Raw genomic sequence first — 25,673 nt, forward strand, 5'->3', positions numbered from 1 at the left:
GGCTCATGCTGGCATCGGCGTTCCCACGCGACCTTCCCAATCGGGAAGGTTCTGACCAGCTATCTAGCGGCGAAGCCCGGATGATATGCCACCAGCCCATTTGGCTTCTCGCCACCAAATACGAGGCTTTGGAAATACGGTGCTGGCACCCCCTCGTAAGTCAGGTCGGAACCACTGACAAAGCCAAAGCGCCCATAGTAATCGGGATCGCCAAGGACGACACACCCATCCGCGCCGAATGAGCGAAGCTGATCCAGCCCGGCACAAATAAGCGCTTTGCCAATTCCACGTCTCTGCCTGTTAGGCTCAACAGACACCGGCCCTAGGCCGAACCATTTGCCGGACTTACCGTCGATAGTAACAGGCGAGAAGGCGACGTGGCCGATCACCTCGCCATCGTCATCGGCAACGAGAGACAACGACAGTGCATCAGCTTCGCGCAGCGCAGTAATTATAGCGGGCTCCGTCTGCTCGCTATATGGTGCATCTTTAAACGCTGCCGCTGTAACTGCTTGCACGTCTGCTATATCGTCGGGACGTTCAGGCCGAATGTTCATTCATCTGCTCCATACATTGTGGCGTTAAAAACCGCATAGCATAGATTCTATAATCGCGATCGTTGATCGGGAACGGAAGTCTGCGTCAGACAGCCCGGCTTATAATGACTATTCTGCGTCCGTCTGCTCGACTGCCAGCACGAACGCGGCCAGCTTGTCTGGATCGAGCTGGCCGTTGGTCCGCACCCCGGAACATAGGTCCAGCCCATAGGGCCGAACCTGTTTGATCGCATCGGCCACGTTCGCGGCCGACAAACCGCCCGCGAGAAACACGGGTTTCTCGGTCGCTTGCACGAAGGCGGCGCTTACCGCCCAATCGTGGGCGCGGCCGGTTCCGCCCAGCTCCGCGACTGCTGCGTTCGGCCTGCCCGAGTCCAACAGGAAAGCATGGACGTGCGGTTCATAGGCTGGAATCAGGTCGAGTGCTTCCGGTCCCTCGACGTGAATGACCTGGACACGGCGCACATGCGGTTCCAGCGCCGCCAGCTTCTCGGACTCCGCCGGATCGATGTGCGAGACGACCTGAACCGTAGATGGGTTGGTAGTGCGTATATGGGCGGAGATGGCTTCGGCAGTCGTCTCGGAGGTCAGCAAGAAGGTAGCAACAGGTGGCGGAACGAACGCCGTCACTTCGGCGATCGTGGCGTCAGCGATGGGACCGGGACCGGAAGGCATACGCGCCACTAGCCCCAGCGCGTCGGCGCCCGCCTCGATTGCCATGCTCGCTTCGCTTGGCGAAGCGATGCAGCACACCTTGATCCGCGTCCTCATGGTGAAAGTATGCCGTCGCGCCAAAGCGGCAGCAATCGGCCAGCCTTCCCACTTGGGATCCCAATCGGGACGGATTCCGACGCTTATGGTGTCATTCCGCCCTTAGCTGGAACGGACCCTTAGCGTACGTTTACAACCATCCTCTAGCCGGCCCCCCAACCGGCCTCACTCGAAGTGTGCGGACTTCACCGGCCGGCCGACGAAGTCGAGGCACGATGAGGCACCGGCGCCACGTTCGGCACAGTCTTGCGTGCAAGGATTGCGCTGCCGTCGCGGTCGGACGAAGATGATCCCGCGCCGTCCCCGTCGGCGCGCGACAAGAATCTTCCGATCGAAGGATGGCCCCGATGGCGAGCGTCGATGTCGAGATGGTGAAGTGCGCCTGCCCCGACTGCGTCTGCGTGGTCTCGCTCGCGAAGGCGGTGACGCGCGACGACAAGGCCTTCTGCTGCGACGAGTGCGCCGAAGGCCATCCGGACCACGCCGGCTGCGACCACGCCGGCTGCACCTGCCACGGCTGATCTTTTCACGCTCGACTCAGGCGCGTTTCGGTTCGCGCCGGTCGCCGGATCGGTCGCTTTGGCCGGGGCTGCGAACTCGGGTTCACGCTGCGACCGTCCCTTTCCGGTCCCTCGCCGCCGTCATTCCGGGGCCGCGCAGCGGACCCGGAACCCACCCGTGATGCGTCGCTCGAACAGGGCGCCGCGGCCGGTCATGGATGGCACGCCTCCGGGTGCGCTTGCCGGCGCTCCGGAACGACGATCGTCCGGTGTCGTGGCAGCGACGCCGCATCCGGAAGGCGCATCCCGTCGACCCGAGTTCGCAGCCCTGCCCGGACATCCGCGAGCCTTGATCCGCGACCGGCCATGGCGCATCGCTCGCGACGATGAGACGGTCGGGCGCCCAACGGAACGACATCGGGCTCGCCAGAGCATCGTCCCGAAAGGTGGCCTCCGGCTTGTCTGAAAAGACGATGCCAAAACAAGCGTCGAGCGCATCGTCCGGGAGCCGGTTTCCAGGACGATGCGCCAAGCGGGAAACCCCCTGAGCCATGGCACAGCTCACCGACGATTGCTTCGCCTTCGGGAACGGGCCGATGCGGATCGAAGAGGCGGTGGCACGGATCGCCGAGCGTTTTCCCGTGGTCTCGGGGACCGAGACGGTCCCGCTCGGCCTCGCCGACGGGCGGATCGCGGCCGAGGACGTCTTCGCCGGGCACGACCTGCCGCCCTTCGCCAACGCGGCGGTCGACGGCTACGCCGTGCGCTTCGCCGACCTGACTCCCGGCGCCGAGACGGTGCTGCCGGTCGGCGGCCGGCTCGCGGCGGGCGCCGCGGCGGGGACGGCGCCGCCCGGCACGGCGATCCGCATCTTCACCGGCGCGCCGATGCCGCCGGAGGCCGATACCGTGTTCATGCAGGAGGACGTGCGCCGCGAGGGCGACCGGGTCGTCCTGCCGCCGGGGCTGAAGCCGGGCGCCAACGCCCGGCCCGCGGGTGAGGATCTCGGCCGGGGCGGCCTCGCGATCCCCGCCGGGCGGCGTCTGCGCCCACAGGATCTGGCGCTCGCCGCCGCCACCGGCCACGCGCGGATCGCCGTGCGCCGCCGCCTCAGGGTCGCGCTGTTCTCCACCGGCGACGAGTTGAGCGAGCCCGGCGCCCCCCTGCGGCCGGGCGCGATCCACGATTCGAACCGGGTGCTGCTCGCGACCCTGCTGACACGGCTCGGCGTCGCCGTGGACGACCTCGGCATCCTGCGCGACGACCCCGCCGCCCTGCCGGCTCGCCTCGCGGCGGCCGCGCGGGATCACGACCTGATTCTCACCTCCGGCGGCGTCTCGATCGGCGAGGAGGATCACGTCAAGGCGGCCGTCGCGGCGCAGGGCCGGCTGATGCTCTGGCGCCTCGCGATCAAGCCCGGCCGCCCGGTGGCGGCGGGGCTCGTCGCCGGCACGCCGTTCATCGGCCTGCCGGGCAACCCGGTCGCGGCCTACGTCACCCTGCTCTTCGTGGTGCGCCCGCTGCTCGCCCGCCTCGGCGGCGCGCTCTACCAACCGCCGCTGCCCTGGCCGGTGAAGGCGGGATTCGCCTACCGCAAGAAGGCGGGCCGCCGCGAATTCGTCCGCGTCAGCCTCGCCCGAACGGCCGGGGGCGGCCTCGAAGTCCAAAAATTCCCCCGCGACGGCGCAGGCATGCTGACCTCGCTCACCGAGAGCGACGGCCTCGTGGAATTGCCCGACGACGCCACCGGCATCAGTCCCGGCGACACGCTCGCCTACTATCCGCACGGGCTGGCGTGGTAGGCGAATCCTCCGGCCCGGCCCGGAGGAGAACGCGGACGGAACCGGCGCGATGCCAAGCCGGACCTTGGCCAAGCCGGGCCTTGCTCGGGCACGCCTCGGCATGGAACGGATCGCTGCCGACCGGCGCCGCCGCGGGGGCGTCGGCGATCCGATACCGCTCAGGCCACCGCGTCCCAGGTCTCGGTGATCACCCGCCCGGCATGGGCGAGATGGGCACGCAGCACCACGTCGCCCGCCGGCCGGCGCTCGGGCGGCCGGAACTCGGCGTAGAGCCGCCAGCCGCCGGTCTGCGGCACCCGCTCGGCATAGGGCTCGACGAGGGCCCCCGCGCTCGCCGACAGTGCGACGTCGATCACCGCCTTCGGGTCGTCGGGCAGGCCCGGCCCCTCGAAATCGATGGCGTAGAGCCGCCGCTGCGGCGCGGGCGGGGCGGTCGGGCGCAGCCGCTCGGCCGATCCGACGCGGGTCGAGACCACCCGGGCGAGCGGCGGAGCGACGGCCGGCACGGGCTCGCGGCCGACGGTGACGAGGGCGTAGGTCAGGCGCAGCGGCTTGCCGGCCTCGACCGGCGCCTCCGGCACGAAGGCCGCCACGACGTTGTCGGTCGCCTCCGTCCGCGACGGGATCTCGAACAGCCGCACCGCGCCCGCGCCGAACCCGTCCCCCCTCGGTACGACCCACAGGCCCGGCCGATCCTCGTGGCGGGCCTGAACGTCGAGATAGGCCGCGAAGCGCCGCTCCCGCTGCAACAGTCCGAAGCCTTCGAGCGGGGCGGCGCGGAAGGCCGAGATCTGCGCCGCCGCGCGCCCGTTCGCGAGCGGGCGCCACAGCCGGTCGCCGGGCACCTGCACCAACAACCCGTCGGAGTCGTGCACCTGCGGCCGGAAATCGTCGAAAGGTTCGGCGCCGCGCACGCCCGGCCCGTTCTCGCCGTGGAGGAACATGCTGGTGAGCGGGGCGAGGCCGAGCGCCGCGATCGCGCGGCGGGGAAACAGCGCCGCCTCGACCGCGACGGTGGAGGGATCGCCCGGCGTCACCGTGAAGCGGTAGGCCCCGGTCAGGCTCGGCCCGTCGAGGAGCGCCAGGATCGTGATCGAGGCTTGGCCGGCGCCGGACTCCTCGATCCAGAAGGCGGTGAAGTCGGGAAACTCCTCGCCCTGCGGCAGGCCGGTGTTCACGGCGATGCCGCGCGCCGAGAGGCCGTAGACCTGATCCCGGCCGCGAATCCGGAAGTACGAGGCGCCGAGGAAGACCAGGAACTCCTCGTGGTTCTCCGGGCGGCCGGCATCGAAGCCGTGCGCGATGCGAAACCCCGCGTAGCCGAGCGAGGCGGGATAGGGGCGGCCCCGCAGGTCCGGCCCGAGATCGAACAGCTTCGGATCGTAGCCGAAGAGCCGTGGTGCGCCCTCGGGCGGCTGCAGGACGATCTCCACCCGCTTGGTGTGCGGGCCGCCGCGGTGGAACGGCTGCAGCGAGAAGCGCGGCCCGAGTGCGACCGTCGCTTCGGGGCGGAAGCGAAGCGCCTGGAGCCCGTCGTAGCCGAGCCCGGCCAGTTCCGGCGGGAGATCGCCCGGCGGCGGGCGGTACGCCTCGCGCGCGAGCCGCTCGGCCCGCGCCGCCACCGCGTCGAAATCGACCCGCCGCCCGGGGGCTTGAACCGCGTCCGTCGATTGGGCCATCGTTCCGTCGGCATTCAGATCGAGAAGGGTAGGAAAGCCCAGGCTGGCCGAACCGGCGAGAGCGCCACGGACGACGTCGCGCCGCGAAACCCGGAGACCCTCGGTCGCCCCGCCGTCTGCGTCCGATGGTCCTTCCATCCGTTCATCCCTCCCGCGAGTGTCGACGCCGATCATGTCCACCCCAGACTTGCCGCAGGCAGAGCGCTCCGTCGAGACAGGGGCCGATGCCCACGCCCGGCCGAGGGGCGCGGGCCCCGCGCCGCGGCCGGCCTCGTTCGGGCTGCGCCGCCTCGCGCTGGCCCTGCCGACGCTGGTCACGGCGGCCGCCATCGCCGCCCTGGCGCTCGCCGCCTACGGCCTGCCGGAGACGTGGCTCGGACGCGTGGTGCTCGGGCTGTTCGTGGTGCTGATGGCGTGGCAGTCCTTCACCGCGTGGCAGTACGTCTACGGTCTCGTCGCCGCGCTGATGGGAGAGCGCGCTCTCTCGCCCCTGGAGCGGCGCGCCGCCACGATCCCCACCCGCCCGACCGGCCTGAGCCGCACCGCCGCGGTGGTGGCGATCCACGCCGAGGATCCGATCGCGGTGTTCTCGGCGATCCGGGTGATGGCCCGTTCGCTCCAGCGCGAGGGCGGCGACGGCTCGGACATCGACATCTTCGTCCTCTCCGACACCCGCGAGGGCGCGATCAGCGCCGTCGAGGAGCACGAATTCGCCCGCATCCAGGCTTGGGGCCGGCGCGAGGGCCGCGGCCTGCCGCGCATCCGCTACCGGCGCCGGGCGGAGAACGCCGGACGCAAGGCCGGCAACATCGCCGAGTTCTGCGCCACCTACGGGCACGAATACGACTTCATGATCGTGCTCGACGCCGACAGCCTGATGACCGGCGCCGCCATGCGCCGGCTCGCCCGGCTAATGGAGGAGAACCCCCGCACCGGCCTGATCCAGACGGTCTCCTACGCCGCCGGCCGCGACACCCTGTTCGCGCGCATCCAGCAATTCGCCGTGCGCCTCTACGCGCCGTTGTCCCTGCGCTGCCTGGAGACGTGGCAGGGGCCGGACGGCTCGTACTGGGGCCACAACGCCATCCTGCGGATCGAGGCCTTCGCGAACAACGCCGAGCTCCCCGTCCTGTCGGGCAAGCCGCCGCTCGGCGGCGAGATCCTCTGCCACGACATCGTCGAGGGCGCCCTGCTGCGCCGGGCCGGCTGGGAGGTGCGCCTCCTGCCCGAGATGGGCGGGACCTGGGAGGAGATGCCGACCAACCTCATCGACCTGCTCGGGCGCGAGCGGCGGTGGTGCCAGGGCAACCTCCAGCACATCCGCGTGCTGCCGACGAAGGGGTTGCGCGGCGCCAGCCGCTGGCATCTCGGCGTCGGCATCCTCGGCTACGGCGTCTACCCGCTCTGGATCGCCTTTCTCGGCCTCGGCACGTGGCAGGCGGCCCGGACCGGCGAACTCGGCCTGGTCGGCTACGGGCTCGACGGCGACGGCCCGGCGGCCCGGGCTCTCGCCGCCCTCGTCGTCGCGGCGATGGCTCTGCCGAAGCTCCTCAGCCTCGGCTATGTGCTGGTCTCGGCCCGGCGCCGGGCGGATTTCGGCGGCACCGCCTCGCTGCTCGCCAGCGCCGCGCTGGAACAGGCGATCTGGGTGCTGCTCTGGCCGGTGATGGCGCTGTTCGCCGCGGGTGCGGTGGTGACCACCCTGTTCGGCCGGGTGGTGCGCTGGGACGCGCAGGCCCGCGACGACCGCAGCGTGCCGTGGACGGAGGCGTTCCGCCTGCAGAGCGACGCGGTGGCGGCGGGCGGGGCGCTCGCGGTGCTGCTGGCGTTTGCCGGCGACCCCCTGCTGGCGCTGTGGATGGCGCCGGTCGCCCTCGCCCTGCTGACGAGCCCGGCGCAGAGCGTGCTCACCGCCAGCACGCGCCTCGGCCTCGCCTCGAAGGCCCGCGGCCTGTTCCTCACCGAGGACGACACGCGCCCGGCGCCGGAACTGCTGGAGCTGCACCAGAGCCGGGCGGACGGCACCGCGCCGACGGCGACCGCGGGCGGGCCGGCCGCCTGGCTGCCGGTCGCCCTCGACGAGGCCGGTGCGCCGACGCTGCGCTGAGAGGCGGGCGCCGAAACGCTACCTGTTGTGCAGCACGTCGATCGGGTCGGTGCGCTGGGCGGGCGAGGGTTCCCGGGTGAGGCGGCTGCTCTCCTTGCCGCCGCCCCCCGACCCGCCGCCGACATCGGAGTGCGCCGGTCTGTCGTGGGCCGGCTGGGACGGGACCGTGCCGCTCGCGAGTTCGAGGCAGGTCACCAGCTCGACATAGGACGGGTAGCCGCCGGCCTGGAACTGCTGCGAGCACTGCTTCTTGGCCGAGGCCGGGAACTCGCTCCAGCGCTTCTTCAGGTCGGCATGGGCCCCCCGCTCGGAGTTGAGGCAGGCATCCTTGTTGGCGTTGTCGTCGAGGCTCACCTGCGCCCGCTCGGCGGACTTGCAGGTCGATTCGATGTCGAGCTTCGGCGGACCGTCATCGGCACGGGCGGCGCCGGCGAGGACGCACAGCGAGACGGCGGCGAGGAGCAGGGGCGTGCGGTTCGTCATGGCCATTCACGTCGCGGTTCGGGGCTGGTCGCCCCGACAACGCGCGGCGGGGCGCAACCGCCCTGCGCCGTCCACGAAATTCGTGAACGCTCAAGCGGCCGACCCGTGCGCGGCCCTGAGCGCCGCGTCGAGATCGCGAAAGAGGTCGTCCGGATCCTCGATGCCGGTCGAGAGGCGCAGCAGGTCCGGCGGGCAGGGCGTGCCCGGCCCCTCGATCGAGGCACGGTGCTCGATCAGGCTCTCCACGCCGCCGAGCGAGGTCGCCCGCTTCCACAGGGCGACCCGTGCGGCGGTGTCGATCGCCGCCGCCTCGCCGCCGGCCGCGCGGATCGACAGCATGTAGCCGAACCCGCCTTCCATCTGCCGCGCGGCGATGGCGTGGCCGGGATGCCCCGGCAGACCCGGATAGAGCACCGCGCTCACGAGCGAATGCCCGAAGAGGCGTTCGGCCAGGCGCAAGGCCCCGGCGCTCTGGGCCACGGCGCGCAAGGAAAGCGTGCGCAGGCCCCGCATCAGCAGATAGGCCTCGAACGGCCCGAGGATCGCGCCCCATTGACCGCGGATCGCGGCCAAGCGCTCCCAGAACGCGTCCCGGCGCGCACCGGCCAGCACGCCGGCCACCACGTCGGAATGGCCGTTCAGGATCTTGGTGGCCGAGTGCATCACGATGTCGGCGCCGTGCTCCAGCGGCCGGGTCAGGATCGGGCTCGCGGCGGTCGAATCCACCGCGACGCGGGCGCCGGCCGCCCGGGCGATCCCGGCGATGCGGGCGATGTCGGTGACGGTGCAGAGCGGGTTGCCCGGGGTCTCGATCCAGACGAGTCGGGTCCTGCCGGGCCGGATCGCGGCCCGCACCGCCTCCGGATCGTCCATCGCCACGAAGTCGACGGAAAGGTCGAGGCGCGGCGCCTCCTGGCGCAGCCAGCGCCGCAGGCCCCAGTACATCACCTCGGGCGCCAGCACGTGATCGCCGCGCTCCAGGGCGCAGAACACCGCCGCCGCCGCGGCCATGCCGGACCCGAACAGCAGCGCGCCGGCCTCCGCCCGTTCGAGCGCGGCGACGACATCCTCCGCCTCGCGCGTCGTGGCATTGTCGGGCCGGGCATAGGAGAAGCCGGAGCGGTAGGCGTTGTCGGGGTCGCGCAGATAGGTGGTGGAGAGATGGAGCGGCGGCACGATCGCCCGCGTCACCGGGTCGATCCGCCCGAGCGCCTGCGCCGCCAGCGTGCGCGGGCGCCACGCCCCGCTCGAAAGCCCATCCGTGGACGGCGCTGCATCGGAATCGCCGTGAGGCGCGTTGGACCGGCTCATGTTCGTCCTTGGAAGTCCGCGTCCGAAGTCGGGATCGGTTTTCCGCTTGAGCGAATCCGTCGCGCCGGGCAAGGCAAGCGGACGAATCACGGAGGATCGCACAGCGCATGGGCGCCCTGGACATCCCCGAGCGGCCGGCCCTGCCGCCGATCCCGCGGCTCGCCGCCGCGATCCTGCCCGTCGCCCTGGTGACGGCGGTCGGCACGCTCTCGACCGGCTCGAACATCGAGGACTGGTACACGACGATCCGCAAGCCGGCCTTCAACCCGCCGAACTGGGTGTTTCCGCTGGCCTGGACCGTTCTCTACACGATGATCGCGGTCTCGCTCTGGCGGCTTCTCGGCGCGCGTCCCGTGCCGGGGCCGGCCCGGAAGGCGTGGTGGCTGGCGCTCGCCGCCTTCGCGGCGCAGCTCGCCCTCAACGCCGCCTGGACCCCGGTCTTCTTCGCCGTCCACCGACTCGGCCTCGCCCTGATCGTGGCGCTCGCGATGCTGGCGATGATCCTGTGGGCGATCCGCCTCTCCTGGCGCTTCGACCGCGCCGCGGCGTGGCTGCTCGTGCCCTACGCCGGATGGGTGGCGTTCGCCTGCCTGCTCAACGGGACGATCTGGCAGATGAATTGAGCGGTCAGGCCGCCAGCGCCCGCGTCACCGTCGAGCGCAGGTCGGCGAGGGAGAACGGCTTGGTCAGCACGTCGGTGACGATGGCGTCGAGGCCGCGGGCGCGCTCGCGCTGGTCGGCGAAGCCCGTCATCAGCAGGATCGTCAGGTCGGGATAGTCGCGCTTGGCCGCGAGCGAGAGCGCGATGCCGTCCATCAGTGGCATGCGGATGTCGGTCAGCATCAGGTCGAAGCCGCCGCCGGCCTCGGACAGGCGGTCGAGGCCGTCGCTGCCGTCGATGGCCGTGATCACCGTGTGACCGTCCAGTTCCAGCCCCCGCTTGAGGAAGCCGCGAACCGTATCCTCGTCATCCACGAGCAGGATGCGCGCCATGACCGGGCGTCCTCTCCCATTCTTGCGATGTGGGTCGCGTCGCCCGAGTGACCGCGCGGAAGCGTGGCCTGTCAAGCATCGAACGGCGGCAGAGTTCCATCGGCCGCCGATTTCAGGCAAGTGTCGCGAATTTATCAGGAATTTCCGAGACCGGGATTGCGCCTCAGGCGCCGCCGAACAGGTCCGCGTCGCTGCTGTCGTAATCGACCAGACCGACGAAGGGCAGTTGGCGGAAGGCGTGGGCCGCGTCCATGCCGTAGCCCACCACGAACACGTCGGGGCAGGTGAAGCCGACGAAATCCGCGTCGATGGTCACGGCGCGCTTGCCCGGCTTCTCCAGGAGCACGGCGGTGAGCACCCGCTTGGCACCGCGGGCCATCAGCAGGTCCTTGGCGAAGACGACGGTGCGGCCGGATTCGAGGATGTCGTCGATCAGGAGCACGTCGCGCCCGCGCACCTCGCTCTGCACGTCGCGCAGGATCTCGACCTGCCCCGAGGAGGCCGTCGAGGTGCGGTAGCTCGACAGGTGGACGAATTCGACCTGCGGCGAGAGTCCGGCCCGATGAAGCGCCCGCAGCAGGTCGGCGGCGAACATGAAGCTGCCCTTGAGCACCGCGACGACGAGCAGGTTCTCGGGATCGGCCGCGACGATCTCCGCGGCCAACTCCTCGTTGCGCTTGGCGATGGCCGCCTCGTCGAACAGGACGCGGACGCGTTTGGATGCGGTGCTCATGCGGCTCGTGACGGTTTCGCTGGATTTTCGACGGCGCGGGCCACCCTCGGCCGTCCCGTCCCACCATACCATGAGCGGCCGGCTCCGCCAGCGCCGCGGTTCGGCGGAGCCGGGACGCCGGTTGACGGCTTGGGCTTTGCCTCTTCCGTCCTTGCGAGGCTCGGCGCAAGCAATCCAAAGCCCGACGAGAGCCGAACCATGTGCGCGCGCTTGGCTGCCCTCCGTTCGCAAGCGGTGTCCCTTCAGGCGAAGCGATTCGGAAGCGCGGCGCTGAAACGTCGAAAAGAGAACGCCCCCGACCCATCCGCATGGCCGCTTGACGCACGGTCGATTTTGTCTGAAATTTCCGTCATGACGGAAATTTCAGACCGATCGGAAAAGCTCGCGCCCGCGGTGGAGCGCTTCATCCTGCACTGGGGCGATCTCGGCGGGCAGTGGGGCGTCAACCGTTCCGTCGCGCAGACCCACGCCCTGCTCTACCTCTCCGACAAGCCGCTCGCCGCGGAGGACATCGCCGGCACGCTCGGCATCGCCCGCTCCAACGTCTCGACCTCCCTGAAGGAACTGGCGGCCTGGAACCTGATCCGGCGGGTGCCGGTGATGGGCGAGCGGCGCGACTTCTTCGTCGCCGAGACGGACCTGTGGGAGATGGTCACCCGCATCGCCGCCGGCCGCAAGGAGCGGGAGATCGATCCGGCCCTCAAGGCGCTGCGGGAATGCGTGGCCGAGGCCGAGGGCGATCCGCGGATCGGCGCGGTGGCCTCCCGGCGCCTGAAGGCGATGCTCGACTTCACCCAGACGCTCGACGGCTGGTACGCGCAGATGCTGAACGTGCCCCACAACACCCTGGCCAAGCTGATCCGTCTCGGCGGACGGATCGTCCGCTACCTGCCGGTCAAAGCCGACACCTGACCGATCCGTTCGATCGTCATCCGGAAGGATGCTCAAGGAGGCTCATCCGATGCGCCGCGTCGCCGAAATCGCCGTCCCGGCCAGCGCCCCGGTCCGCCCGGCGGACCTGTTCGACCTGCGCTTCCGGGCGCTGGTCCCGGAGACGGACTGGGCCCGGCTGCCCCCGGCCGTGCGGCGGCGCTTCTCGAAGCGGCTCGGCGACGGCGAGAGCGCGGTCTATGCCGGGCGGGTGGTCGGAACGGAACTGACCTGGGCCGGCTGGCTGCTGGCGCAGGTCCTGCGCCTCGTCGGCGCGCCGCTGCCGACGACCCGGGTCGCCAACGTGCCGAGCGTCGTCGCGGTGACGCGGGACGGCGCGGGCGGCGGCCAGATCTGGACGCGGCTCTACGCCCGTGGCTCCGGCTTCCCGCAGGCGATCCACTCGGCCAAGCGCTTCCGGGGTCCGACCGGGCTGGAGGAGCGGGTCGGCGCCGGGCTCGGCATGAGCCTGCGGGTTCTGGTGGAGGATCGCGCGCTGGTCTTCCGCAGCGAGCGCTACTTCATCGACCTGCCGGGTTTTCGCCTGACGCTGCCGGGCTGGCTCACCCCGGGCATCCTCACGGTCAGCCACGGCGCCACGGGTCCGCGCGGTTTCCGCTTCGTGCTGGAGATCCGCCACGCCCGCCTCGGTCGCCTGCTGCGGCAGGAGGCGGAATTCGTCGATCAGACCGAGGCGCGCGACGACGTCGCCCCCTCCTCGCTGCCGTAGGGGTCAGCCCGCGAGGCGGGCGCCCGTCGGGCGGTCGGCGCCCCAGATCTTCTCGAGGTTGTAGAAGCCGCGCACCTCGGGACGGAAGATGTGGACGAGCACGTCCCCCGCATCGATCAGCACCCAATCGCAGGCCGGAAGGCCCTCGACGCGGGCATTGCCGAAGCCCTGGGCCTTCATCTCCTGGATGATCTTGTCGGCGATCGAGCCGACATGGCGCTGCGAGCGGCCGGACGCGATGATCATCGTATCGGCGAGGGAGGTCTTGCCCGCGAGATCGATCTCGACGGTCTCCTCGGCCTTCATCTCGTCGAGGCACCCGAGGGCCAGGGCCTTCAGGGCGTCGGAGGAAGCAGGCTCGGCATCGGAGCCGGCGGCTCCGGGGTGAAGGTGTGCGGACAGGGTCTCGGTTCCCGGTGAGCGGCTTGTGGCAACACCGCCACCCGGCGAAATTGGCGGCTTTCGGCCCGCTTTTCAAGCGGGCGCAACGCCCTACGCACCCGCCCGCAGCGCGGTCGAGGACAGATCGGAGCGCGGACCGTGCAGGAAGGTCCAGGCCGGCGGCCGGCGGCCCGCGAGCGTGACCGCCGCCGCTTCCGGGATTCGCGCGCCGGCGTAGGCCCGCGCCGCCCGCGCGGCCGGCGCGGTCAGGGTGTGTCCCGGCCGGTCGATCACCGCGACCGGAACCAGCGTGAGGATCTCCTCGAAGCGCTGCCAGCGGTGGAGGGTTCCGAGGGAATCCGCGCCCATGATCCAGACGAAGCGCAAGGTCGGCCGCCGCCGGACCAGCCAGCGCAGCGTGTCGACGGTGTAGCGGCTGCCGAGGCCCGCCTCGAAGGCGGTGACGGCGATGCGCGGGTCCACCGCGAGTGCGCGCGCCCGGGCCGTCCGCTCCGGCAGCGGCGCGAGCAGGCCGCGGTCCTTCAGCGGGTTGCCCGGGGTGACGAGCCACCACACCCGGTCGAGCCGCAGGCGCCGCAGGGCGGTGCGGCTGACATGGAGATGGCCGGCATGGGCCGGATTGAACGAGCCGCCGTAGAGCCCGATCCGCATGCCGGCCGCCGCGGGCGGAAGCGTGTCTTCGCGCAGGGGAAGAACCGTCAGCGCGTCACGGCCGGGTCTGGCCGCTGCCGTGGACCCGGTACTTGAAGGTGGTGAGCTGCTCGACGCCGACCGGGCCGCGGGCGTGCATCCGGCCCGTGGCGATGCCGATCTCGGCGCCGAAACCGAACTCGCCGCCATCGGCGAACTGGGTCGAGGCGTTGTGCGTCACGATCGCGGAATCGACCTCGTTGAGGAAGCGCGTGGCGGCTTCCGTGTCGTCGGTGACGATCGCGTCGGTGTGGTGCGAACCGTTGGCCTCGATGTGGGCGATGGCCGCGTCGAGCCCCTCGACCACCTTCGCCGAGATCACCGCGTCGAGATACTCGGTGCGCCAGTCGGCCTCGGTCGCGGGCGTCACCCGCGGGTCGACGCCTTGCGTCGCCGCGTCGCCGCGCACGGCGCAGCCGGATTCGAGCAGCGCCTCGACCAGCGGCTTGAGATGGGTCTTGGCCACGGCGGCATCGACCAGCAGCGTCTCGGCGGCACCGCAGATGCCGGTGCGGCGCATCTTGCTGTTGAGGAGCACGGTGCGGGCCATGCCGAGATCGGCGCCCTCGGCCACGTAGACGTGGCAGATGCCATCGAGATGGGCGAAGACCGGCACCCGGGCCTCGGCCTGAACCCGCTCGACGAGGCTGCGCCCGCCGCGGGGCACGATCACGTCGACGCAGCCGCCGAGGCCGGTCAGCATCAGGCCCACCGCCGCCCGGTCGCGGGTCGGCACGAGTTGGATCGCGTCCGCCGGCAGGCCGGTGCGGGCCAGACCCTCGCTCATCGCCGCGGCGATGGCGGTGGCGGTGCGGTGCGAGTCCGAGCCGGCGCGCAGGATCGCGGCGTTGCCGGCCTTGAGGCAGAGCGCGCCGGCATCGGCGGTGACGTTGGGGCGGCTCTCGAAGATGACGCCGACCACGCCGAGCGGCACCGAGATGCGCTCGATCAACAGGCCGTTCGGCCGCTCGAAGGCCGCGAGCTGGCGCCCGATCGGGTCGGGCAGGGCCGAGACCTTCTCCACCGCCTCGGCGATGGCCGCGACCCGGCCCTCGTCGAGTGTCAGCCGGTCGAGGATCGCCTTGGTCTGGCCGGCGGCCCGGGCCGCGGAGACGTCGCGGGCGTTCTCGCGCAGGATGGCCGGGGTGCTCGCGCGGATCTGCTCGGCGATGGCGCGCAGGGCCAGATCCTTGGCCTGCGCCGGGGCAAGCGCCATCGCCCGGCCGGCGGCGCGGGCACGGCGGCCGATCCCGGCCATCAGGGTCGCGAGGTCGTCGGCGTCCGCGACATCGGATTTGAGGTTCAGGACAGGCACGGTCCCGCTTCCCGTCTGGCGCCGGAAGAACGGCGCGATGGTGCATGTGAATGCATGTCGTCCCCCGCCCCTTCGCACGTCGCGGCAGGGTTGAACAAGCGCGGATGTTGCTCCGTCCGGGCCGACGGCCGGAGGATCAGACGCCGATCATCGCCAGATCGTCCCGGTGGATCATCTCCGTACGCCCGGCCTGAGCCGAGGCGGCGGCGATCTCGCGGCTGGAGCGGCCGATGATGGCGGCGGCGTCCGCACTGTCGTAGGCGACGAGGCCGCGCCCGAGGATACGCCCCTCCGGCCCGCGGATCAGCACGGCGTCGCCCTTGGCGAAGCTGCCCTCGATGGCGGTGACGCCGACCGGCAGCAGGCTCGCGCCGCCTTCGAGGGCGCGGGCGGCGCCGGCATCGACGACGAGGGTGCCGGAGGTCTCCAGCGAGCCGGCGATCCAGGTCTTGCGCGCGGCGGTCGGAGTCGAGCCCGACAGGAACCACGTGCAGCGCCCGCCCTCGCGGACGGTGCGCAGCGGGTTCTTCCCCCGCCCGTCGGCGACGACCATGTGGGTGCCGCCGCTCGCCGCGATCTTGGCCGCCTCGACCTTGGTGCGCATGCCCCCGCGCGACAGCTCGGAAGCGGGACCGCCGGCCATCGCTTCGATCTCCGGCGTCACCCGCTCGATCACCGGCAGATGGCGGGCCTGCGGGTCGGTGTGCGGCGGGGCGGTGTAGAGGCCGTCGATGTCGGAGAACAGCACCAGCACGTCGGCGCCGATCATGGTGGCGACCCGGGCGGCCAGCCGATCGTTGTCGCCGTAGCGGATCTCGGCGGTGGCCACCGTGTCGTTCTCGTTGACGACCGGCACCGCGCGCACCTCCAGGAGCTTCTGTACGGTCGCGCGGGCGTTGAGGTAGCGGCGGCGCTCCTCGGTGTCCTTGGGCGTCACCAGCACCTGTCCCGCCACGATGTCGTGGTGGCCGAGCGCCTCGGTCCAGTGGCGGGCGAGCGCGATCTGGCCCACCGCCGCCGAGGCTTGGCTCTCCTCCAGGCGCAGGGTTCCGGGAGGAAGGCCGAGCACCGTCCGCCCCAGGGCGATGGCGCCGGAGGAGACGACGACCACGTCGACGCCGCGCCCGTGCAGATCGGCGATGTCTTCCGCCAGCGCGGCGAGCCACGCGTGGCGCAGGCGCCCGCGCGCACGGTCCACCAGCAGGGCCGAGCCGACCTTGAGGACGACGCGTCGGAAATCTTCGAGGGCAGGGGAGAGAACCACGGTCATGCGGCAGTCGTTACGGCGGTCGTGGCGGGAGGGCTGATGCGAAAGCCCGCTTCCTCTGCATGAAGCGGCCGGCCTTGGCCAGGGCCCGATCCACGCGACGCCTGTTCCCCGGCGAATGGCCGTGTCTGCAACTCATGCGCGCATATGCCGCAAATCGATGATGTAAAATTGAGATTTGCGCATGTTAATTGTAGACAATCGAAGAACGCCGCCGGAGACTCCGAGTTCGCCGGTGGGCACGATTCTCGGCCGCATCGAACCGCAGGAAGAGCGTCGTTGCCGAACCGTCTCCTGATCGTCGAGGACGACTACTTCTGGGCGGATGAACTGAGCCGGGGTCTGGCGAGCGCCGGGGCGATCGTTCTCGGCCCTGCCGCGAGCGTCGCTGCGGCGCTGGAGATCCTCGATCGGGAGCCCTGCGTGGACGCGGCGATCCTCGACATCAAGCTCAGGGGAACGCGAGCCTACGCCGTCGCCGACAGGCTGCTCGAGCGGGCCGTGCCCTTCCTGATCCTGAGCGGCTACGACAGTTCGGACCTGCCGACCGCATACGCCCGCACTCCCTGGCTCGAAAAACCGGTCAGCCTCACCGTAACGCTGAAGGCGCTCGATGCCTTGCTGCCGAGTGATCGGCGCATGCCTGAGCCTCCAGGTTCGCGGCTTCATGGGCGCCGACGGCCCTCCGTCATCAATTCGTCTCCCTGAGCAGCCGCTCGGCGACGACCTTGACCGGCGCGCGCCGACCGATCAGCACCGCGAACCGCGACTGCTCCGGATCCGATTCGAAGCGGGTGCGGGCCCAGGCGACGAGGAATTTCAGGTACTCGGCCCCGAGCAGGCGTGCCACGGAGGGATCGGCCCACCAGCGGCCGAGATCGAGTCCGTCGGCGACGACGGGATAGGGAATCACCGTCTCGTCCTCGTTCAGGGCGTGCCGCAGCTCCACCAGGGTACGGGGCATGTGGTAGTTCGAGGTCACCACCGCGATGATCTCGAACCGGTGACGGCGCATCCAGCGCCGGGTCTCGATGGCGTTGCCGATGGTGTTGCGCGCCCGGTAATCGAGATCGACGCAGCAACTGATCCAGTGCTCCTGGGCCGGGTTGAGCCGCACGATCTCCTCGCGGGTGGTGCGCTCGTTGACGCCGGAGATCAGCAACCGCCGGCCGTGGCCGCCCGCGAGCAGGTCGATGGCATCGCCGATGCGCTGCGAGCCGCCGGTCATGGCGACGATGCCGTCGGCGCCGTCGAGGCTCGGCCGCTCGGCCCGCTCGACCACAGTGACGAAGGCGAGGAAGCCGCCGGCCAGCAGCACCAGTCCGGCCAGGGCGAAACCGAGGAAGGCCCGCAGGGCCCAGGCGCGCCGCCGCGGCGGGACCATCGCCTCAGCCATCCGCGCGATGGGACGCTGCGAAGGGCCGCCGGCCGAGAACGCCGCCCAGGGCCAGCCGAACGCTTCGCAGGCGGCGGCGGAGGGGGTTGCGCCCGGGGACCGGGCCGGGCCGGCCGCCTGTCGGCGGGGCACTTGCGGAGACATGAGGGTCGAGACTGAGGCTCATGAGGGTGTCGTGCGAGGAACTCTCGATCCCCAATGGTTGACGAAAGGTAAACCGGCCCGGGAAGGCGCCGGCCTAACGGAGGAAGCGGCGCACCGTGAACCGCGACACGGACGCCGTGACGACCGAGGCGATCACCCCGATGAGCACGATCAGCGCGTAGCCCTGCCAGCCGATCTGGAACGTGCCGAACAGGGCCTCGATCTCTTCCCCCGCCGGTCCGGAGCGCCACATCCGGGTGACGAGGCCGGCCAGCGCACAGGTCAGCAGCGCGGCGCCGGCGCCGATCGCCCCGCCCCTCAGGCCGAGGCGGAAGAACCGGCTCTGGAAGGCCTTGGCGATGTAGTCGTCGTCGGCCCCGACGAAGTGCAGCACCTCGACCACCTCGCGGTTGCCGGCCATGGCGCCGCGGGTGGCGAAGATCACGGCGAGGCCGGTGGCGAACAGCACCAGCAGGACGACGCCGATGCCGATGCCGGCGAAGGTGTTGGCCATGGTCGAGAGGCGCTGGAGCCAGAGCGCGTGGTCGTCGAGGCTGGCCACGCCCGGCAGGGCGTCCGTGAGCGCGGTGCGCAGGGCGCCGAGATCGGGGTTTCGACCGCTCGCGAGGGTCAGCGCGATCAGCCGCGGCACCGGCAGGTCGGACAGGTCGAGGCCGCTGCCGAGCCAGGGTTCGAGCAGCCGCTCCGACTCGGCCTTGGTGAAGACCCGGGCGCCGACGATGCCGGGTGCCGCGCGGGCGAGCGCCTCGGCCCGCTTCACGTCCGCCTCGATGTCGCGTCCGGCGCCCGGCCGGATCTGCACCGTGACCTCCTGCGCCACGCTGCCCTGCCACTGGGCCGCGCTGGAGACGGCGATCTCGGCCGCGCCGGCGCAGAGCGCGGCGAGGAAGGTGAGGATGGCGATGACCGCGGCGAGCGCCCGGCTCGCCGCGGAGTCCGTCGGGACGAGGGGGGCGTTGCGGCGCAGGTTGGCCGGCAGCGGCGGCTCGGAGGCAGGCTGCGCATGAGCCTGCACATGCGCCTGCGCCTTGGCCGGACGGGCCGAGGACACGGCCTCGGCGGGGGAGCGGACCTCGCTCATCGGCCCTCCACCCGCAGGCGGCCTTCGGACAGCACCATGCGGCGCGCCTCGACGAGATCCATCAGGCTGAAATCGTGGGTGGCGATCACCACCGAGGTGCCGAGCCGGTTCAGTTCCATGAACAGCCGCAGCAGGCGCCGGGCGAGGCTCGGGTCGACGTTGCCGGTCGGCTCGTCGGCGAGCAGCAGCTCCGGCCGGGCGATCAGCGCCCGCGCGATCGCGGCGCGCTGCTTCTCACCGCCGGACAGGAGCGGCGGCAGGACGTGCATGCGCTCGCCGAGTCCGACCCAGCGCAGGAGTTCGACCACCTCCGCCCGGTAGCTCGTCTCGGCCCGCTCCTGCACCCGTAGGGGCAGCGCCACGTTCTCGTAGGTGGTGAGGTGGTCGAGCAGGCGGAAATCCTGGAACACCACGCCCATGCGGCGACGCAGGCCGGTGAGCGCGTCGTTGGAGATGCCGCTCACTTCTTGGCCGAACACCGACACGAGCCCGCGGGTCGGATGCACCGAGAGCAGGATCAGGCGCAGGAGCGTGGTCTTGCCCGCGCCCGAGGGGCCGGTGAGGAACTGGAAGGAGCGCGGCGCGATCTCGAAGCTGACGTCGGACAACACCTCCGGCCCGAGGCCGTAGCGCATGCCGACGCTCTCGAACCGGACGACGGGCTCCTCCGCGCCGGACAGGAGGCTGCCCGTTTTCATCGAAGCCGACAACGCCCGCTCACTCCACGCTTTCGCCCGCACCCGGGTTCCCGTGCCGCATCCGGCTTCACGGCCGGTTAACCCTACTCGGGGAGAACGTTTGTGTCCTTTTCGAGAGCGCGGCAACCCGCTGCCGGGCCCTGGACCTCACTCGAGCCCTCCGCCGCCATGCTGATCGTCTGCCCGGCCTGCGCCAGCGAGTATCGCATCGATGCCGAGCGCGTCGGCACCGCGGGCCGCTCGGTGCGCTGCGCCGCCTGCCGCGAGACGTGGTTCATCTCCTCCGACGAGGTGGTCGCGGCGATGTTCGACGAGATGTCGGACGAGGCCGCCCCGGCGGCGGCGCCCCCGGAACCGCCGAGCGCTCCCGACGCCGGGGCGCCCCCCGAAGAGCCGCCGCGCTCCCGACCGGTCGCCGCGAAGGCTGCCGGGCGGGCCAGGCCGAAGCGCGCCGCCCGGCGGCTCTCGCCGGCGCTGGCCGCCGGTCTCGTCCTCGCCGCCGCCCTGCCGCTCGCGCTTCTCGGACGCGTCGGCGTAGTGCGGGCGATGCCGCAGACGGCGGCGCTGTTCGCCCGCGTCGGCCTGCCGGTGAACCTGCGCGGCATCGATCTCATCGACATCGCCGCTTTCCAGATCCCGGCGGAAGGAAGCTATCCCGCCCGTCTGGTGGTGGAGGGGGACATCGTCGGCGTCGCCCGCGAGCGCGTGGCCGTGCCGCCGATCGAGGTCGAGGTGCGCGACGCCGGGGGACAGCCGCTCTACCGCTGGAACGTCCCCGGCCCGCGCGCCGCCCTGGAACCGGGCGAGCGGGCGCGTTTCAAGGCGAGCCTCTCGGCGCCGCCCGAGACGGGGCGGCAGGTCGAGGTACGATTCTCCGCCGACGGTGCCGCCGGCGGGGCGCCGGGGAACGAGTCGCGCTAGGATTTCGATGTGCGGGCTTGAACCCTTCAACCTCCGATGCTTCGCCACGATACAGCGCCTCGCAATCCCGGCCGCCGTAGAAACAGCCGAAGGCTCGAACGGCACGATGCGCAGGCCAGGTTCCAGATCGTCGCGGGGACGGCCGCCATGGGGTGCGCCGCCGATCCGTGCGCAGTGTTTCCTGATGTGTCGAACGAAGCCTTTACCTTTGGCGACTGAAAGCCTGTTTGACAGCAGTGATCCCCTCTCGCCCCTCATCCTGAGGTGCCGCGTGAGCGGCCTCGAAGGGTGCTCCAGGAATCGCGCGGAACCTGGAGACCCCTTCGAGGCCTCCGCTGCGCTCCGGCACCTCAGGATGAGGGTTCAGGATGGGAGCAGGGCTTTCCTCTCGCCTTGCCGTTGCCTGACGAAGATACGTCGGCCGGTCAGACAGACTCTCGGACGGCCGAGAACCTGTAGGTCGTGCTCGCCGCGAAAACGTCGCCCGGCCGCAGCACGGTGCTCGGAAAACCCGGATGGTTCGGTGCGTCCGGAAACCCTTGCGTCTCGAAGCAGACGCCGTCGCCGGAGCGGTAGGCACGCCCCGAGGGACCGACCAGCGTGCCGTCGAGATTGTTGCCGCTGTAGAGCTGGAGCGCCGGCTGGGTGGTGGCGATGTCGAGCCGGCGTCCGCTCGCCGGGCAGTGGCAGGACGCCGCCGGCCGCAGGGAGCCGGTGGCGCCGCGCAGCACGAAGTTGTGGTCGTAGCCCTTGGCGATGACGATCTGCGGGTGACCCTGGCGGATGCGCGCGCCGAGGGCGACGGGTTCGCGGAAGTCGAGGGGCGTGCCGGCGACCGGGGCGATCGCCCCGGTCGGAACCTGCGTCGCGTCGGTCGGCGTGTAGGTGTCGGCGAAAACGTGCACCACGTGATCCATCACGCTCCCCATACCCTCGCCGGCGAGGTTGAAGTAGCTGTGGTTGGTCAGGTTCAGCACCGTCGGGCGGTCGGTCTCGGCGCGGTAATCGATGCGCAGCGTGCCGGGCTCGGGCAGGCTGTAGGTCACCGCGACGTCGAGATTGCCCGGGAAGCCCTCCTCGCCGTCGGGGCTGCGCCGCCGCAGGACCAGACCGGTCCCGTCGGCGTCGGTGACGGTCCAGAGGTGCCGGGCGAAGCCCTGCGGGCCGCCATGCATGGTGTTGGGCGGCTCGTTGATCGGGAGTCGGTAGCTCCGCCCGTCGAGCTCGAAGCGGCCCCTCGCGATGCGGTTGGCGTAACGCCCGGCGATCGCCCCGAAATGCGGGCTCACCGTCTCGTAGCCCTCGACCGTATCGAGCGCGAGGACGACGTTGGCGAATCGTCCCTCCCGGTCCGGCACCTCGATGGCGGTGACGACGGCGCCGTAATCGATCACCCGGACGCGGATGCCGTCGCGGGCGAGGGCGTGGCGGGTCACCGTCTCGCCCGCCCGCGTCGATCCGAAGGTTTCCGCATTCATTCGCCGCTCTCCTCGCGCCCGGAGCGTCTACGCACGAGATCGGGTTGGGTGGCATCCAGGCGCCGGAATCCGTGCCGCTACTCCGAGGCCGCGACGGGCCGGGTCGATTCCGAATCGTCCGACAATTGCAGCCGGTGCAGCCGCGCGTAGGTGCCGCCGGCCGCCGCCAGTTCCTCGTGGCGGCCGAGCTCGATCACCCGGCCGGCCTCCATCACGGCGATGCGGTCGGCCTCGCGCACGGTGGAGAGGCGGTGGGCGATCACCAGCGTCGTGCGCCCGCGCATCAGCCGCTCCAGCGCCTCCTGCACCAGATGCTCGGATTCGGAATCGAGCGCGCTCGTCGCCTCGTCGAGGAGCAGGATCGGCGCGTTCTTCAGGAAGGCGCGGGCGAGCGAGATCCGCTGGCGCTCGCCCCCAGAGAGCCGACCGCCGGCCGGCCCGACGCGAAACGCGTAGCCCTCGGCCAGCCGCGAGATGAAACCGTGCGCCGCCGCCGCTTCGGCCGCCGCCTCGATCTCCTCGCGCGCAGCGCCGGGGCGGCCGAAGCCGATGTTGGCGGCGATGGTGTCGTCGAACAGCACCACCTCCTGCGACACCACGGCGACCGCGGCGCGCAGCGAGCCCAGCGTCACGTCGCGCAGGTCGGTGCCGTCGATCAGCACGCGCCCCGCCGTCACGTCGTGCAGCCGCGGCACGAGGTTGAGCAGCGAGGATTTGCCCGAGCCGGAGCGGCCGACCAAGGCCGTGGTCGCGCCGGCGGGCACCACGAGGTCGATGCCCTCCAGCGCCGGCGCGTCGGCGCGGTAGCGGAAATGCACGCCCTCGAAGCGGATCTCGCCTCGTGTCACGTCGAGCGGCCGGGCGGACGGGGCTTCGCGGATGGTCGGGCGCTCGTCCATCAGGGCGAAGTAGCGGGTGAGCGCGGCGGCGGCCTCCTGAAGGATGGCGTTGAGGGTGCCCAGCGCCCGGGCCGGCTGCGCCGCGAGCAGCAGGGCGGCGACGTAGCCGGTGAAGTCGCCGACCGTGCGGTCGCCCGACATCACCCGCTGGCCCACCAGAACCAGCACGCCGGCCACGGCGAGGCCGCCGCCGATCTCCATCAGCGGGTCGAGCCGGCCGCGGGCATTGGCCGCCTTCATCTTGAGGCGGCGCACCTCGTCGAGCGCCTGCACCGCGCGGCCCTTGAGGTAGCCTTCCAGCCCATAGGTCTTGGCGACGCGGGCGCCCTGAAGGCTCTCGGTGATGAGGCTCGCGGTGGCGCCCATCTGCTCCTGCGTCGTGGTCGAGACCTGACGCAGCTTGCGGCCGATGCGGTTGACCGGGCCGGCCACCAGCGGCGCCGTGACGGCGGCGGCGAGCGTCAGCAGCGGGTCCATCCAGATCAGTGCGATCACCAGCGCCACCAGCATGGCCACGTCGCGCAGGAGCACGGTGGAGATGCGGGTCAGCGCCTCCTTGATGAAGGCGAAGTCGGTGGTGAAGCGCTGCGTGAAGGCGGCCGGGCTCTCGCGGCCGAGCTGGGCCAGATCGGCATCGATCAGGTGGCCGTAGAGCGCCGCCTGCATGTCGGCCTCGACGCGGGTGACGACCCGGTTCGTCAGCACGGTCTGGCCGTACAGGGCGAAGCCGCGCACGGAGGTGACGGCGATGACGACCAGCGGCCCGTAGGCCAGAGCGCCGGTGTCCTTATGATCGAAGGCGTCGAAGGCGGCCTTGATCAGGGCCGGATAGAGCCCGGTCGCCGCGCCGACGATGGTGATGAGCACCAGCACCACGGCGAGCGTCGCCCGGTGGGGGGAAAGCCATTCCCGCCAGAGCCGCCCGAGCAGGGGGAGGGTGTCGCCCCTCAGGAGCGGCCGGCGCGCCATCGTGTCCCGTGTCGATGCTGACCCCGGCGGAAGCGCCGGGGCCCGCGGTGTTTGCCGCCGCGCGGGCGAACGATCAAGCGCCGGCCTCGATGCTACTCGTCACCGCCGCCCGGCCCGTGGCCATGCGGCCCCTCGCGCCAGCCCTTGTGCGGCCCGCCGGACGGGCGGAGCGGCCGGGCGAGCACCATGGCGCGGTGCTTCTGGCCGTCGTCCAGGCTGGCGAAGAGGGGCGTCGTGGCGTCGGCGAGCTTGCGCAGGGCCTCGCCGCGTGCCGTCGAGGCATCCGCCATGGCGCGCAGGGCGCCGGGCGCATCGTCCTCCATGCGGCCCCGCGCGCGCCGGGCCTCGCGCTGCGCGTCCCGCTGCCTGGCGAGATCGCGAATCGCGGTCTCGACCGGCGGCCACAGCTTCTCCTGGTCCGGGTTCAGCTTGAGGCCCGCATGCAGGCCGGCGATGCGCGCATCGGTGAAGGCCGCGCGGTCCTCGGGCGAGAGCGCGGACCAGCGGCCGTGCCGGTGGCCCCACGGACCCTCGAACGGTCCGGCCCGCACCGCCGCCGACCCGATCCCGGCGGCGCCGAGCGCCGCGAAGCCCGCCAACAGAAGACCCGTTACCCGTCGCTTGGTCATCGGTGCATCTCCAGACATCCGGGACGGACGGTCCCGAGCCCGATGAGAATGCCGCCCCTCGTGTCTCTGCGATGTGTCCGGCCGTCTCCGGTTCGTGTCTGGAACATGAAACCTTGTCCATGATTCCCGTCACCGGCTTGGCGATGTGATAATGTTACATTATGACCCCTGCCGAACGGAGGGTTTTCGGCATGGGTGCGGGTGTGGGGCGTCGGATCGCGGCTTTGTTGCTGATGCTCTTCGGCCTGATGCCGTCGGCGGCGTTCGCGGCGGAATCGAAGCTGAAGGCCGTGGCGACCTTCTCGATCCTGGCCGATCTCGTCACGCAGGTCGGCGGCGAACGGGTGGCGGTGACGAGCCTCGTCGGGCCCGATGCCGACGCCCACGGCTATTCCCCCGCGCCGGGCGATGCCCGCCGGGTGGCCGAGGCCGACCTCGTCGTCGTCAACGGTCTCGGCTTCGAGGGCTGGATCGAGCGCCTGATCAAGGCGTCGGGCACCAGGGCACCCGTCGTCGTCGCCGCGAAGGGGGTGAAGACGATCGCCGGCAGCCACGACCACGACGACCACGGGCACGACCACGGCGATCATGCCGACCCGCATGCGTGGCAGAACGTGGCGAACGTGAAGCTCTACGTCGCCAACATCCGCGACGGCCTGAGCACCGTCGATCCCGCGCACGCCGCGCTCTACGCCGCCAACGCCGCCGCCTACACGGAAAAGCTCGACGCGCTGGACGCGGAGATCCGTTCGACCCTCCAGACGATCCCCGCCGAGCGGCGGCGCATCATCACCACCCACGATTCGTTCGGCTATTTCAGCGACGCCTACGGCATGCGCTTCCTGGCGCCCCAGGGCATCTCGACGGACAGCGAGGCCGGCCCGAGGGACGTCGCCCGCATCATCCGCCAGATCCGCAGCGACAAGGTGCCGGCGGTGTTCGTGGAGACCATCGCCGATCCCCGGCTGATGCAGCAGATCGCCCGCGAGAGCGGCGCCAAGGTCGGCGGCCGGATCTATTCCGACGCGCTGAGCGGACCGGCCGGCCCGGCGCCGGGCTATGTCGAGATGATGCGCGCGAACCTGCGGGCGTTCCGGGAGGCGTTGGGCTGACGGGGCTTGTTCTGCAAGGCACCCACGTGGGTCCATCCAACCTCCTCCCTCATCC

At 71.2% G+C, this 25,673-nt stretch carries 26 protein-coding genes and 1 pseudogene; 9 read left to right on the plus strand and 18 right to left on the minus strand.

Translation table 11 applies throughout. From position 1 onward, the window contains the following. Positions 1-59 precede the first annotated feature (59 nt). Positions 60-557, minus strand: a complete 498-nt coding sequence (locus tag PGN25_17075) for an N-acetyltransferase (protein ID MEH3119249.1) — start codon at positions 555-557, stop codon at positions 60-62. Positions 558-665: 108 nt separating this feature from the next. Further along, entirely contained in the window at positions 666-1,328 is a 663-nt protein-coding gene (locus PGN25_17080; protein ID MEH3119250.1) for a phosphoribosylanthranilate isomerase, read from the minus strand. A gap of 347 nt (positions 1,329-1,675) precedes the next feature. On the opposite strand from PGN25_17080, the gene PGN25_17085 reads away from it, so the two are divergent. Beyond that, positions 1,676-1,849: a metallothionein gene (locus PGN25_17085; protein MEH3119251.1), complete on the plus strand. Its 174-nt coding sequence runs from the start codon at positions 1,676-1,678 to the stop codon at positions 1,847-1,849. Between the two features lie 530 nt (positions 1,850-2,379). Further along, the gene (locus tag PGN25_17090) at positions 2,380-3,630 is read left to right on the plus strand and encodes a molybdopterin molybdotransferase MoeA (protein MEH3119252.1); all 1,251 of its coding nucleotides are present in this window, start codon (positions 2,380-2,382) and stop codon (positions 3,628-3,630) included. Positions 3,631-3,788: 158 nt separating this feature from the next. Here PGN25_17090 and PGN25_17095 read toward each other — a convergent pair whose 3' ends face one another. Further along, complete coding sequence (locus PGN25_17095) at positions 3,789-5,447, minus strand: glucan biosynthesis protein G (protein ID MEH3119253.1); 1,659 nt, start codon at positions 5,445-5,447, stop codon at positions 3,789-3,791. Positions 5,448-5,481: 34 nt separating this feature from the next. On the opposite strand from PGN25_17095, the gene mdoH reads away from it, so the two are divergent. Beyond that, positions 5,482-7,416, plus strand: a complete 1,935-nt coding sequence (mdoH, locus tag PGN25_17100; protein ID MEH3119254.1) for a glucans biosynthesis glucosyltransferase MdoH — start codon at positions 5,482-5,484, stop codon at positions 7,414-7,416. Positions 7,417-7,434: 18 nt separating this feature from the next. Here the strand turns inward: mdoH and PGN25_17105 are convergent, their stop codons facing one another. Continuing rightward, entirely contained in the window at positions 7,435-7,899 is a 465-nt protein-coding gene (locus PGN25_17105; GenBank protein MEH3119255.1) for a hypothetical protein, read from the minus strand. A 90-nt stretch (positions 7,900-7,989) separates the two neighbouring features. Next, on the minus strand, positions 7,990-9,210 hold the full coding sequence (locus PGN25_17110) for a PLP-dependent aspartate aminotransferase family protein (GenBank protein ID MEH3119256.1): 1,221 nt from the start codon (positions 9,208-9,210) through the stop codon (positions 7,990-7,992). Between the two features lie 107 nt (positions 9,211-9,317). Here PGN25_17110 and PGN25_17115 point away from each other — a divergent pair, with 107 nt between their 5' ends. After that, entirely contained in the window at positions 9,318-9,833 is a 516-nt protein-coding gene (locus PGN25_17115) for a tryptophan-rich sensory protein (protein ID MEH3119257.1), read from the plus strand. A 4-nt stretch (positions 9,834-9,837) separates the two neighbouring features. Here the strand turns inward: PGN25_17115 and PGN25_17120 are convergent, their stop codons facing one another. Continuing rightward, positions 9,838-10,203, minus strand: a complete 366-nt coding sequence (locus PGN25_17120) for a response regulator (GenBank protein ID MEH3119258.1) — start codon at positions 10,201-10,203, stop codon at positions 9,838-9,840. Between the two features lie 163 nt (positions 10,204-10,366). Then, positions 10,367-10,936, minus strand: a complete 570-nt coding sequence (hpt, locus tag PGN25_17125) for a hypoxanthine phosphoribosyltransferase (GenBank protein MEH3119259.1) — start codon at positions 10,934-10,936, stop codon at positions 10,367-10,369. A gap of 351 nt (positions 10,937-11,287) precedes the next feature. On the opposite strand from hpt, the gene PGN25_17130 reads away from it, so the two are divergent. Further along, on the plus strand, positions 11,288-11,848 hold the full coding sequence (locus PGN25_17130; GenBank protein ID MEH3119260.1) for a MarR family transcriptional regulator: 561 nt from the start codon (positions 11,288-11,290) through the stop codon (positions 11,846-11,848). A 49-nt stretch (positions 11,849-11,897) separates the two neighbouring features. After that, positions 11,898-12,596, plus strand: a complete 699-nt coding sequence (locus tag PGN25_17135; GenBank protein ID MEH3119261.1) for a DUF4166 domain-containing protein — start codon at positions 11,898-11,900, stop codon at positions 12,594-12,596. A 3-nt stretch (positions 12,597-12,599) separates the two neighbouring features. On the opposite strand, the gene rsfS is transcribed toward PGN25_17135, so the two are convergent. The 4 genes from rsfS to proB all read right to left on the minus strand — a co-directional run bounded on the left by rsfS (position 12,600) and on the right by proB (position 16,273). Further along, complete coding sequence (rsfS, locus tag PGN25_17140; GenBank protein ID MEH3119262.1) at positions 12,600-12,902, minus strand: ribosome silencing factor; 303 nt, start codon at positions 12,900-12,902, stop codon at positions 12,600-12,602. Between the two features lie 186 nt (positions 12,903-13,088). Then, complete coding sequence (locus tag PGN25_17145; GenBank protein MEH3119263.1) at positions 13,089-13,649, minus strand: nicotinate-nucleotide adenylyltransferase; 561 nt, start codon at positions 13,647-13,649, stop codon at positions 13,089-13,091. 55 nt (positions 13,650-13,704) lie between these two features. Next, a complete protein-coding gene (locus PGN25_17150) occupies positions 13,705-15,003 on the minus strand; it encodes a glutamate-5-semialdehyde dehydrogenase (GenBank protein MEH3119264.1) in 1,299 nt (432 codons plus the stop codon). A 136-nt stretch (positions 15,004-15,139) separates the two neighbouring features. Then, a complete protein-coding gene (gene proB, locus PGN25_17155) occupies positions 15,140-16,273 on the minus strand; it encodes a glutamate 5-kinase (protein MEH3119265.1) in 1,134 nt (377 codons plus the stop codon). Between the two features lie 276 nt (positions 16,274-16,549). Here proB and PGN25_17160 point away from each other — a divergent pair, with 276 nt between their 5' ends. Further along, positions 16,550-16,978, plus strand: coding sequence for a response regulator (locus tag PGN25_17160; GenBank protein ID MEH3119266.1), 429 nt, complete (start codon positions 16,550-16,552; stop codon positions 16,976-16,978). Here PGN25_17160 and PGN25_17165 read toward each other — a convergent pair. The 3 genes from PGN25_17165 to ftsE form a co-directional block, all read right to left on the minus strand. After that, entirely contained in the window at positions 16,962-17,654 is a 693-nt protein-coding gene (locus tag PGN25_17165) for a YdcF family protein (GenBank protein MEH3119267.1), read from the minus strand. The two genes, PGN25_17160 and PGN25_17165, sit on opposite strands and share 17 nt — an antisense overlap. 250 nt (positions 17,655-17,904) lie before the next feature. After that, the gene (locus tag PGN25_17170; GenBank protein MEH3119268.1) at positions 17,905-18,912 is read right to left on the minus strand and encodes an ABC transporter permease; all 1,008 of its coding nucleotides are present in this window, start codon (positions 18,910-18,912) and stop codon (positions 17,905-17,907) included. Further along, a complete protein-coding gene (gene ftsE / locus PGN25_17175) occupies positions 18,909-19,610 on the minus strand; it encodes a cell division ATP-binding protein FtsE (protein ID MEH3119269.1) in 702 nt (233 codons plus the stop codon). The genes PGN25_17170 and ftsE overlap by 4 nt, the downstream gene beginning before the upstream one ends. Positions 19,611-19,778: 168 nt before the next feature. Between ftsE and PGN25_17180 the strand changes: the two genes are divergently transcribed. Next, positions 19,779-20,531, plus strand: a complete 753-nt coding sequence (locus PGN25_17180; protein ID MEH3119270.1) for a zinc-ribbon domain-containing protein — start codon at positions 19,779-19,781, stop codon at positions 20,529-20,531. An 84-nt stretch (positions 20,532-20,615) separates the two neighbouring features. On the opposite strand, the pseudogene PGN25_17185 reads toward PGN25_17180, so the two are convergent. From PGN25_17185 to PGN25_17200, 4 genes and pseudogenes are all read right to left on the minus strand, one after another. Further along, a pseudogene (locus PGN25_17185) lies at positions 20,616-20,729 on the minus strand (type II toxin-antitoxin system RelE/ParE family toxin). A 227-nt stretch (positions 20,730-20,956) separates the two neighbouring features. Then, on the minus strand, positions 20,957-22,009 hold the full coding sequence (locus PGN25_17190) for a galactose mutarotase (GenBank protein ID MEH3119271.1): 1,053 nt from the start codon (positions 22,007-22,009) through the stop codon (positions 20,957-20,959). A gap of 77 nt (positions 22,010-22,086) precedes the next feature. After that, positions 22,087-23,877 (minus strand): ABC transporter transmembrane domain-containing protein, encoded by a 1,791-nt coding sequence (locus PGN25_17195; GenBank protein ID MEH3119272.1) that lies wholly within the window; start codon positions 23,875-23,877, stop codon positions 22,087-22,089. A gap of 92 nt (positions 23,878-23,969) precedes the next feature. Beyond that, the gene (locus PGN25_17200) at positions 23,970-24,506 is read right to left on the minus strand and encodes a Spy/CpxP family protein refolding chaperone (protein ID MEH3119273.1); all 537 of its coding nucleotides are present in this window, start codon (positions 24,504-24,506) and stop codon (positions 23,970-23,972) included. Positions 24,507-24,697: 191 nt separating this feature from the next. On the opposite strand from PGN25_17200, the gene PGN25_17205 reads away from it, so the two are divergent. After that, on the plus strand, positions 24,698-25,618 hold the full coding sequence (locus PGN25_17205; GenBank protein ID MEH3119274.1) for a metal ABC transporter substrate-binding protein: 921 nt from the start codon (positions 24,698-24,700) through the stop codon (positions 25,616-25,618). Positions 25,619-25,673 lie beyond the last annotated feature (55 nt).

The sequence above is a fragment of the Methylorubrum populi genome (assembly GCA_036946625.1).
Classification (GTDB): Bacteria; Pseudomonadota; Alphaproteobacteria; order Rhizobiales; family Beijerinckiaceae; genus Methylobacterium; species Methylobacterium populi_C.

Bases quoted from the DNA above. Each gene is read 5' to 3' on its own strand.
- PGN25_17180 (MEH3119270.1), top strand. From the start codon at position 19,779: ATGCTGATCGTCTGCCCGGCCTGCGCCAGCGAGTATCGCATCGATGCC.
- proB (MEH3119265.1), bottom strand. From the start codon at position 16,273: ATGACCGTGGTTCTCTCCCCTGCCCTCGAAGATTTCCGACGCGTCGTC.
- PGN25_17120 (MEH3119258.1), bottom strand. From the start codon at position 10,203: ATGGCGCGCATCCTGCTCGTGGATGACGAGGATACGGTTCGCGGCTTC.
- PGN25_17095 (MEH3119253.1), bottom strand. From the start codon at position 5,447: ATGGAAGGACCATCGGACGCAGACGGCGGGGCGACCGAGGGTCTCCGG.
- PGN25_17205 (MEH3119274.1), top strand. From the start codon at position 24,698: ATGGGTGCGGGTGTGGGGCGTCGGATCGCGGCTTTGTTGCTGATGCTC.
- PGN25_17170 (MEH3119268.1), bottom strand. From the start codon at position 18,912: ATGAGCGAGGTCCGCTCCCCCGCCGAGGCCGTGTCCTCGGCCCGTCCG.
- PGN25_17195 (MEH3119272.1), bottom strand. From the start codon at position 23,877: ATGGCGCGCCGGCCGCTCCTGAGGGGCGACACCCTCCCCCTGCTCGGG.
- PGN25_17075 (MEH3119249.1), bottom strand. From the start codon at position 557: ATGAACATTCGGCCTGAACGTCCCGACGATATAGCAGACGTGCAAGCA.
- PGN25_17130 (MEH3119260.1), top strand. From the start codon at position 11,288: ATGACGGAAATTTCAGACCGATCGGAAAAGCTCGCGCCCGCGGTGGAG.
- mdoH (MEH3119254.1), top strand. From the start codon at position 5,482: ATGTCCACCCCAGACTTGCCGCAGGCAGAGCGCTCCGTCGAGACAGGG.
- PGN25_17085 (MEH3119251.1), top strand. From the start codon at position 1,676: ATGGCGAGCGTCGATGTCGAGATGGTGAAGTGCGCCTGCCCCGACTGC.
- PGN25_17135 (MEH3119261.1), top strand. From the start codon at position 11,898: ATGCGCCGCGTCGCCGAAATCGCCGTCCCGGCCAGCGCCCCGGTCCGC.
- PGN25_17105 (MEH3119255.1), bottom strand. From the start codon at position 7,899: ATGACGAACCGCACGCCCCTGCTCCTCGCCGCCGTCTCGCTGTGCGTC.
- PGN25_17190 (MEH3119271.1), bottom strand. From the start codon at position 22,009: ATGAATGCGGAAACCTTCGGATCGACGCGGGCGGGCGAGACGGTGACC.
- ftsE (MEH3119269.1), bottom strand. From the start codon at position 19,610: ATGAAAACGGGCAGCCTCCTGTCCGGCGCGGAGGAGCCCGTCGTCCGG.
- PGN25_17165 (MEH3119267.1), bottom strand. From the start codon at position 17,654: ATGGTCCCGCCGCGGCGGCGCGCCTGGGCCCTGCGGGCCTTCCTCGGT.
- PGN25_17090 (MEH3119252.1), top strand. From the start codon at position 2,380: ATGGCACAGCTCACCGACGATTGCTTCGCCTTCGGGAACGGGCCGATG.
- PGN25_17110 (MEH3119256.1), bottom strand. From the start codon at position 9,210: ATGAGCCGGTCCAACGCGCCTCACGGCGATTCCGATGCAGCGCCGTCC.
- PGN25_17200 (MEH3119273.1), bottom strand. From the start codon at position 24,506: ATGACCAAGCGACGGGTAACGGGTCTTCTGTTGGCGGGCTTCGCGGCG.
- PGN25_17115 (MEH3119257.1), top strand. From the start codon at position 9,318: ATGGGCGCCCTGGACATCCCCGAGCGGCCGGCCCTGCCGCCGATCCCG.
- PGN25_17145 (MEH3119263.1), bottom strand. From the start codon at position 13,649: ATGCGGATCGGGCTCTACGGCGGCTCGTTCAATCCGGCCCATGCCGGC.
- rsfS (MEH3119262.1), bottom strand. From the start codon at position 12,902: ATGAAGGCCGAGGAGACCGTCGAGATCGATCTCGCGGGCAAGACCTCC.
- hpt (MEH3119259.1), bottom strand. From the start codon at position 10,936: ATGAGCACCGCATCCAAACGCGTCCGCGTCCTGTTCGACGAGGCGGCC.
- PGN25_17080 (MEH3119250.1), bottom strand. From the start codon at position 1,328: ATGAGGACGCGGATCAAGGTGTGCTGCATCGCTTCGCCAAGCGAAGCG.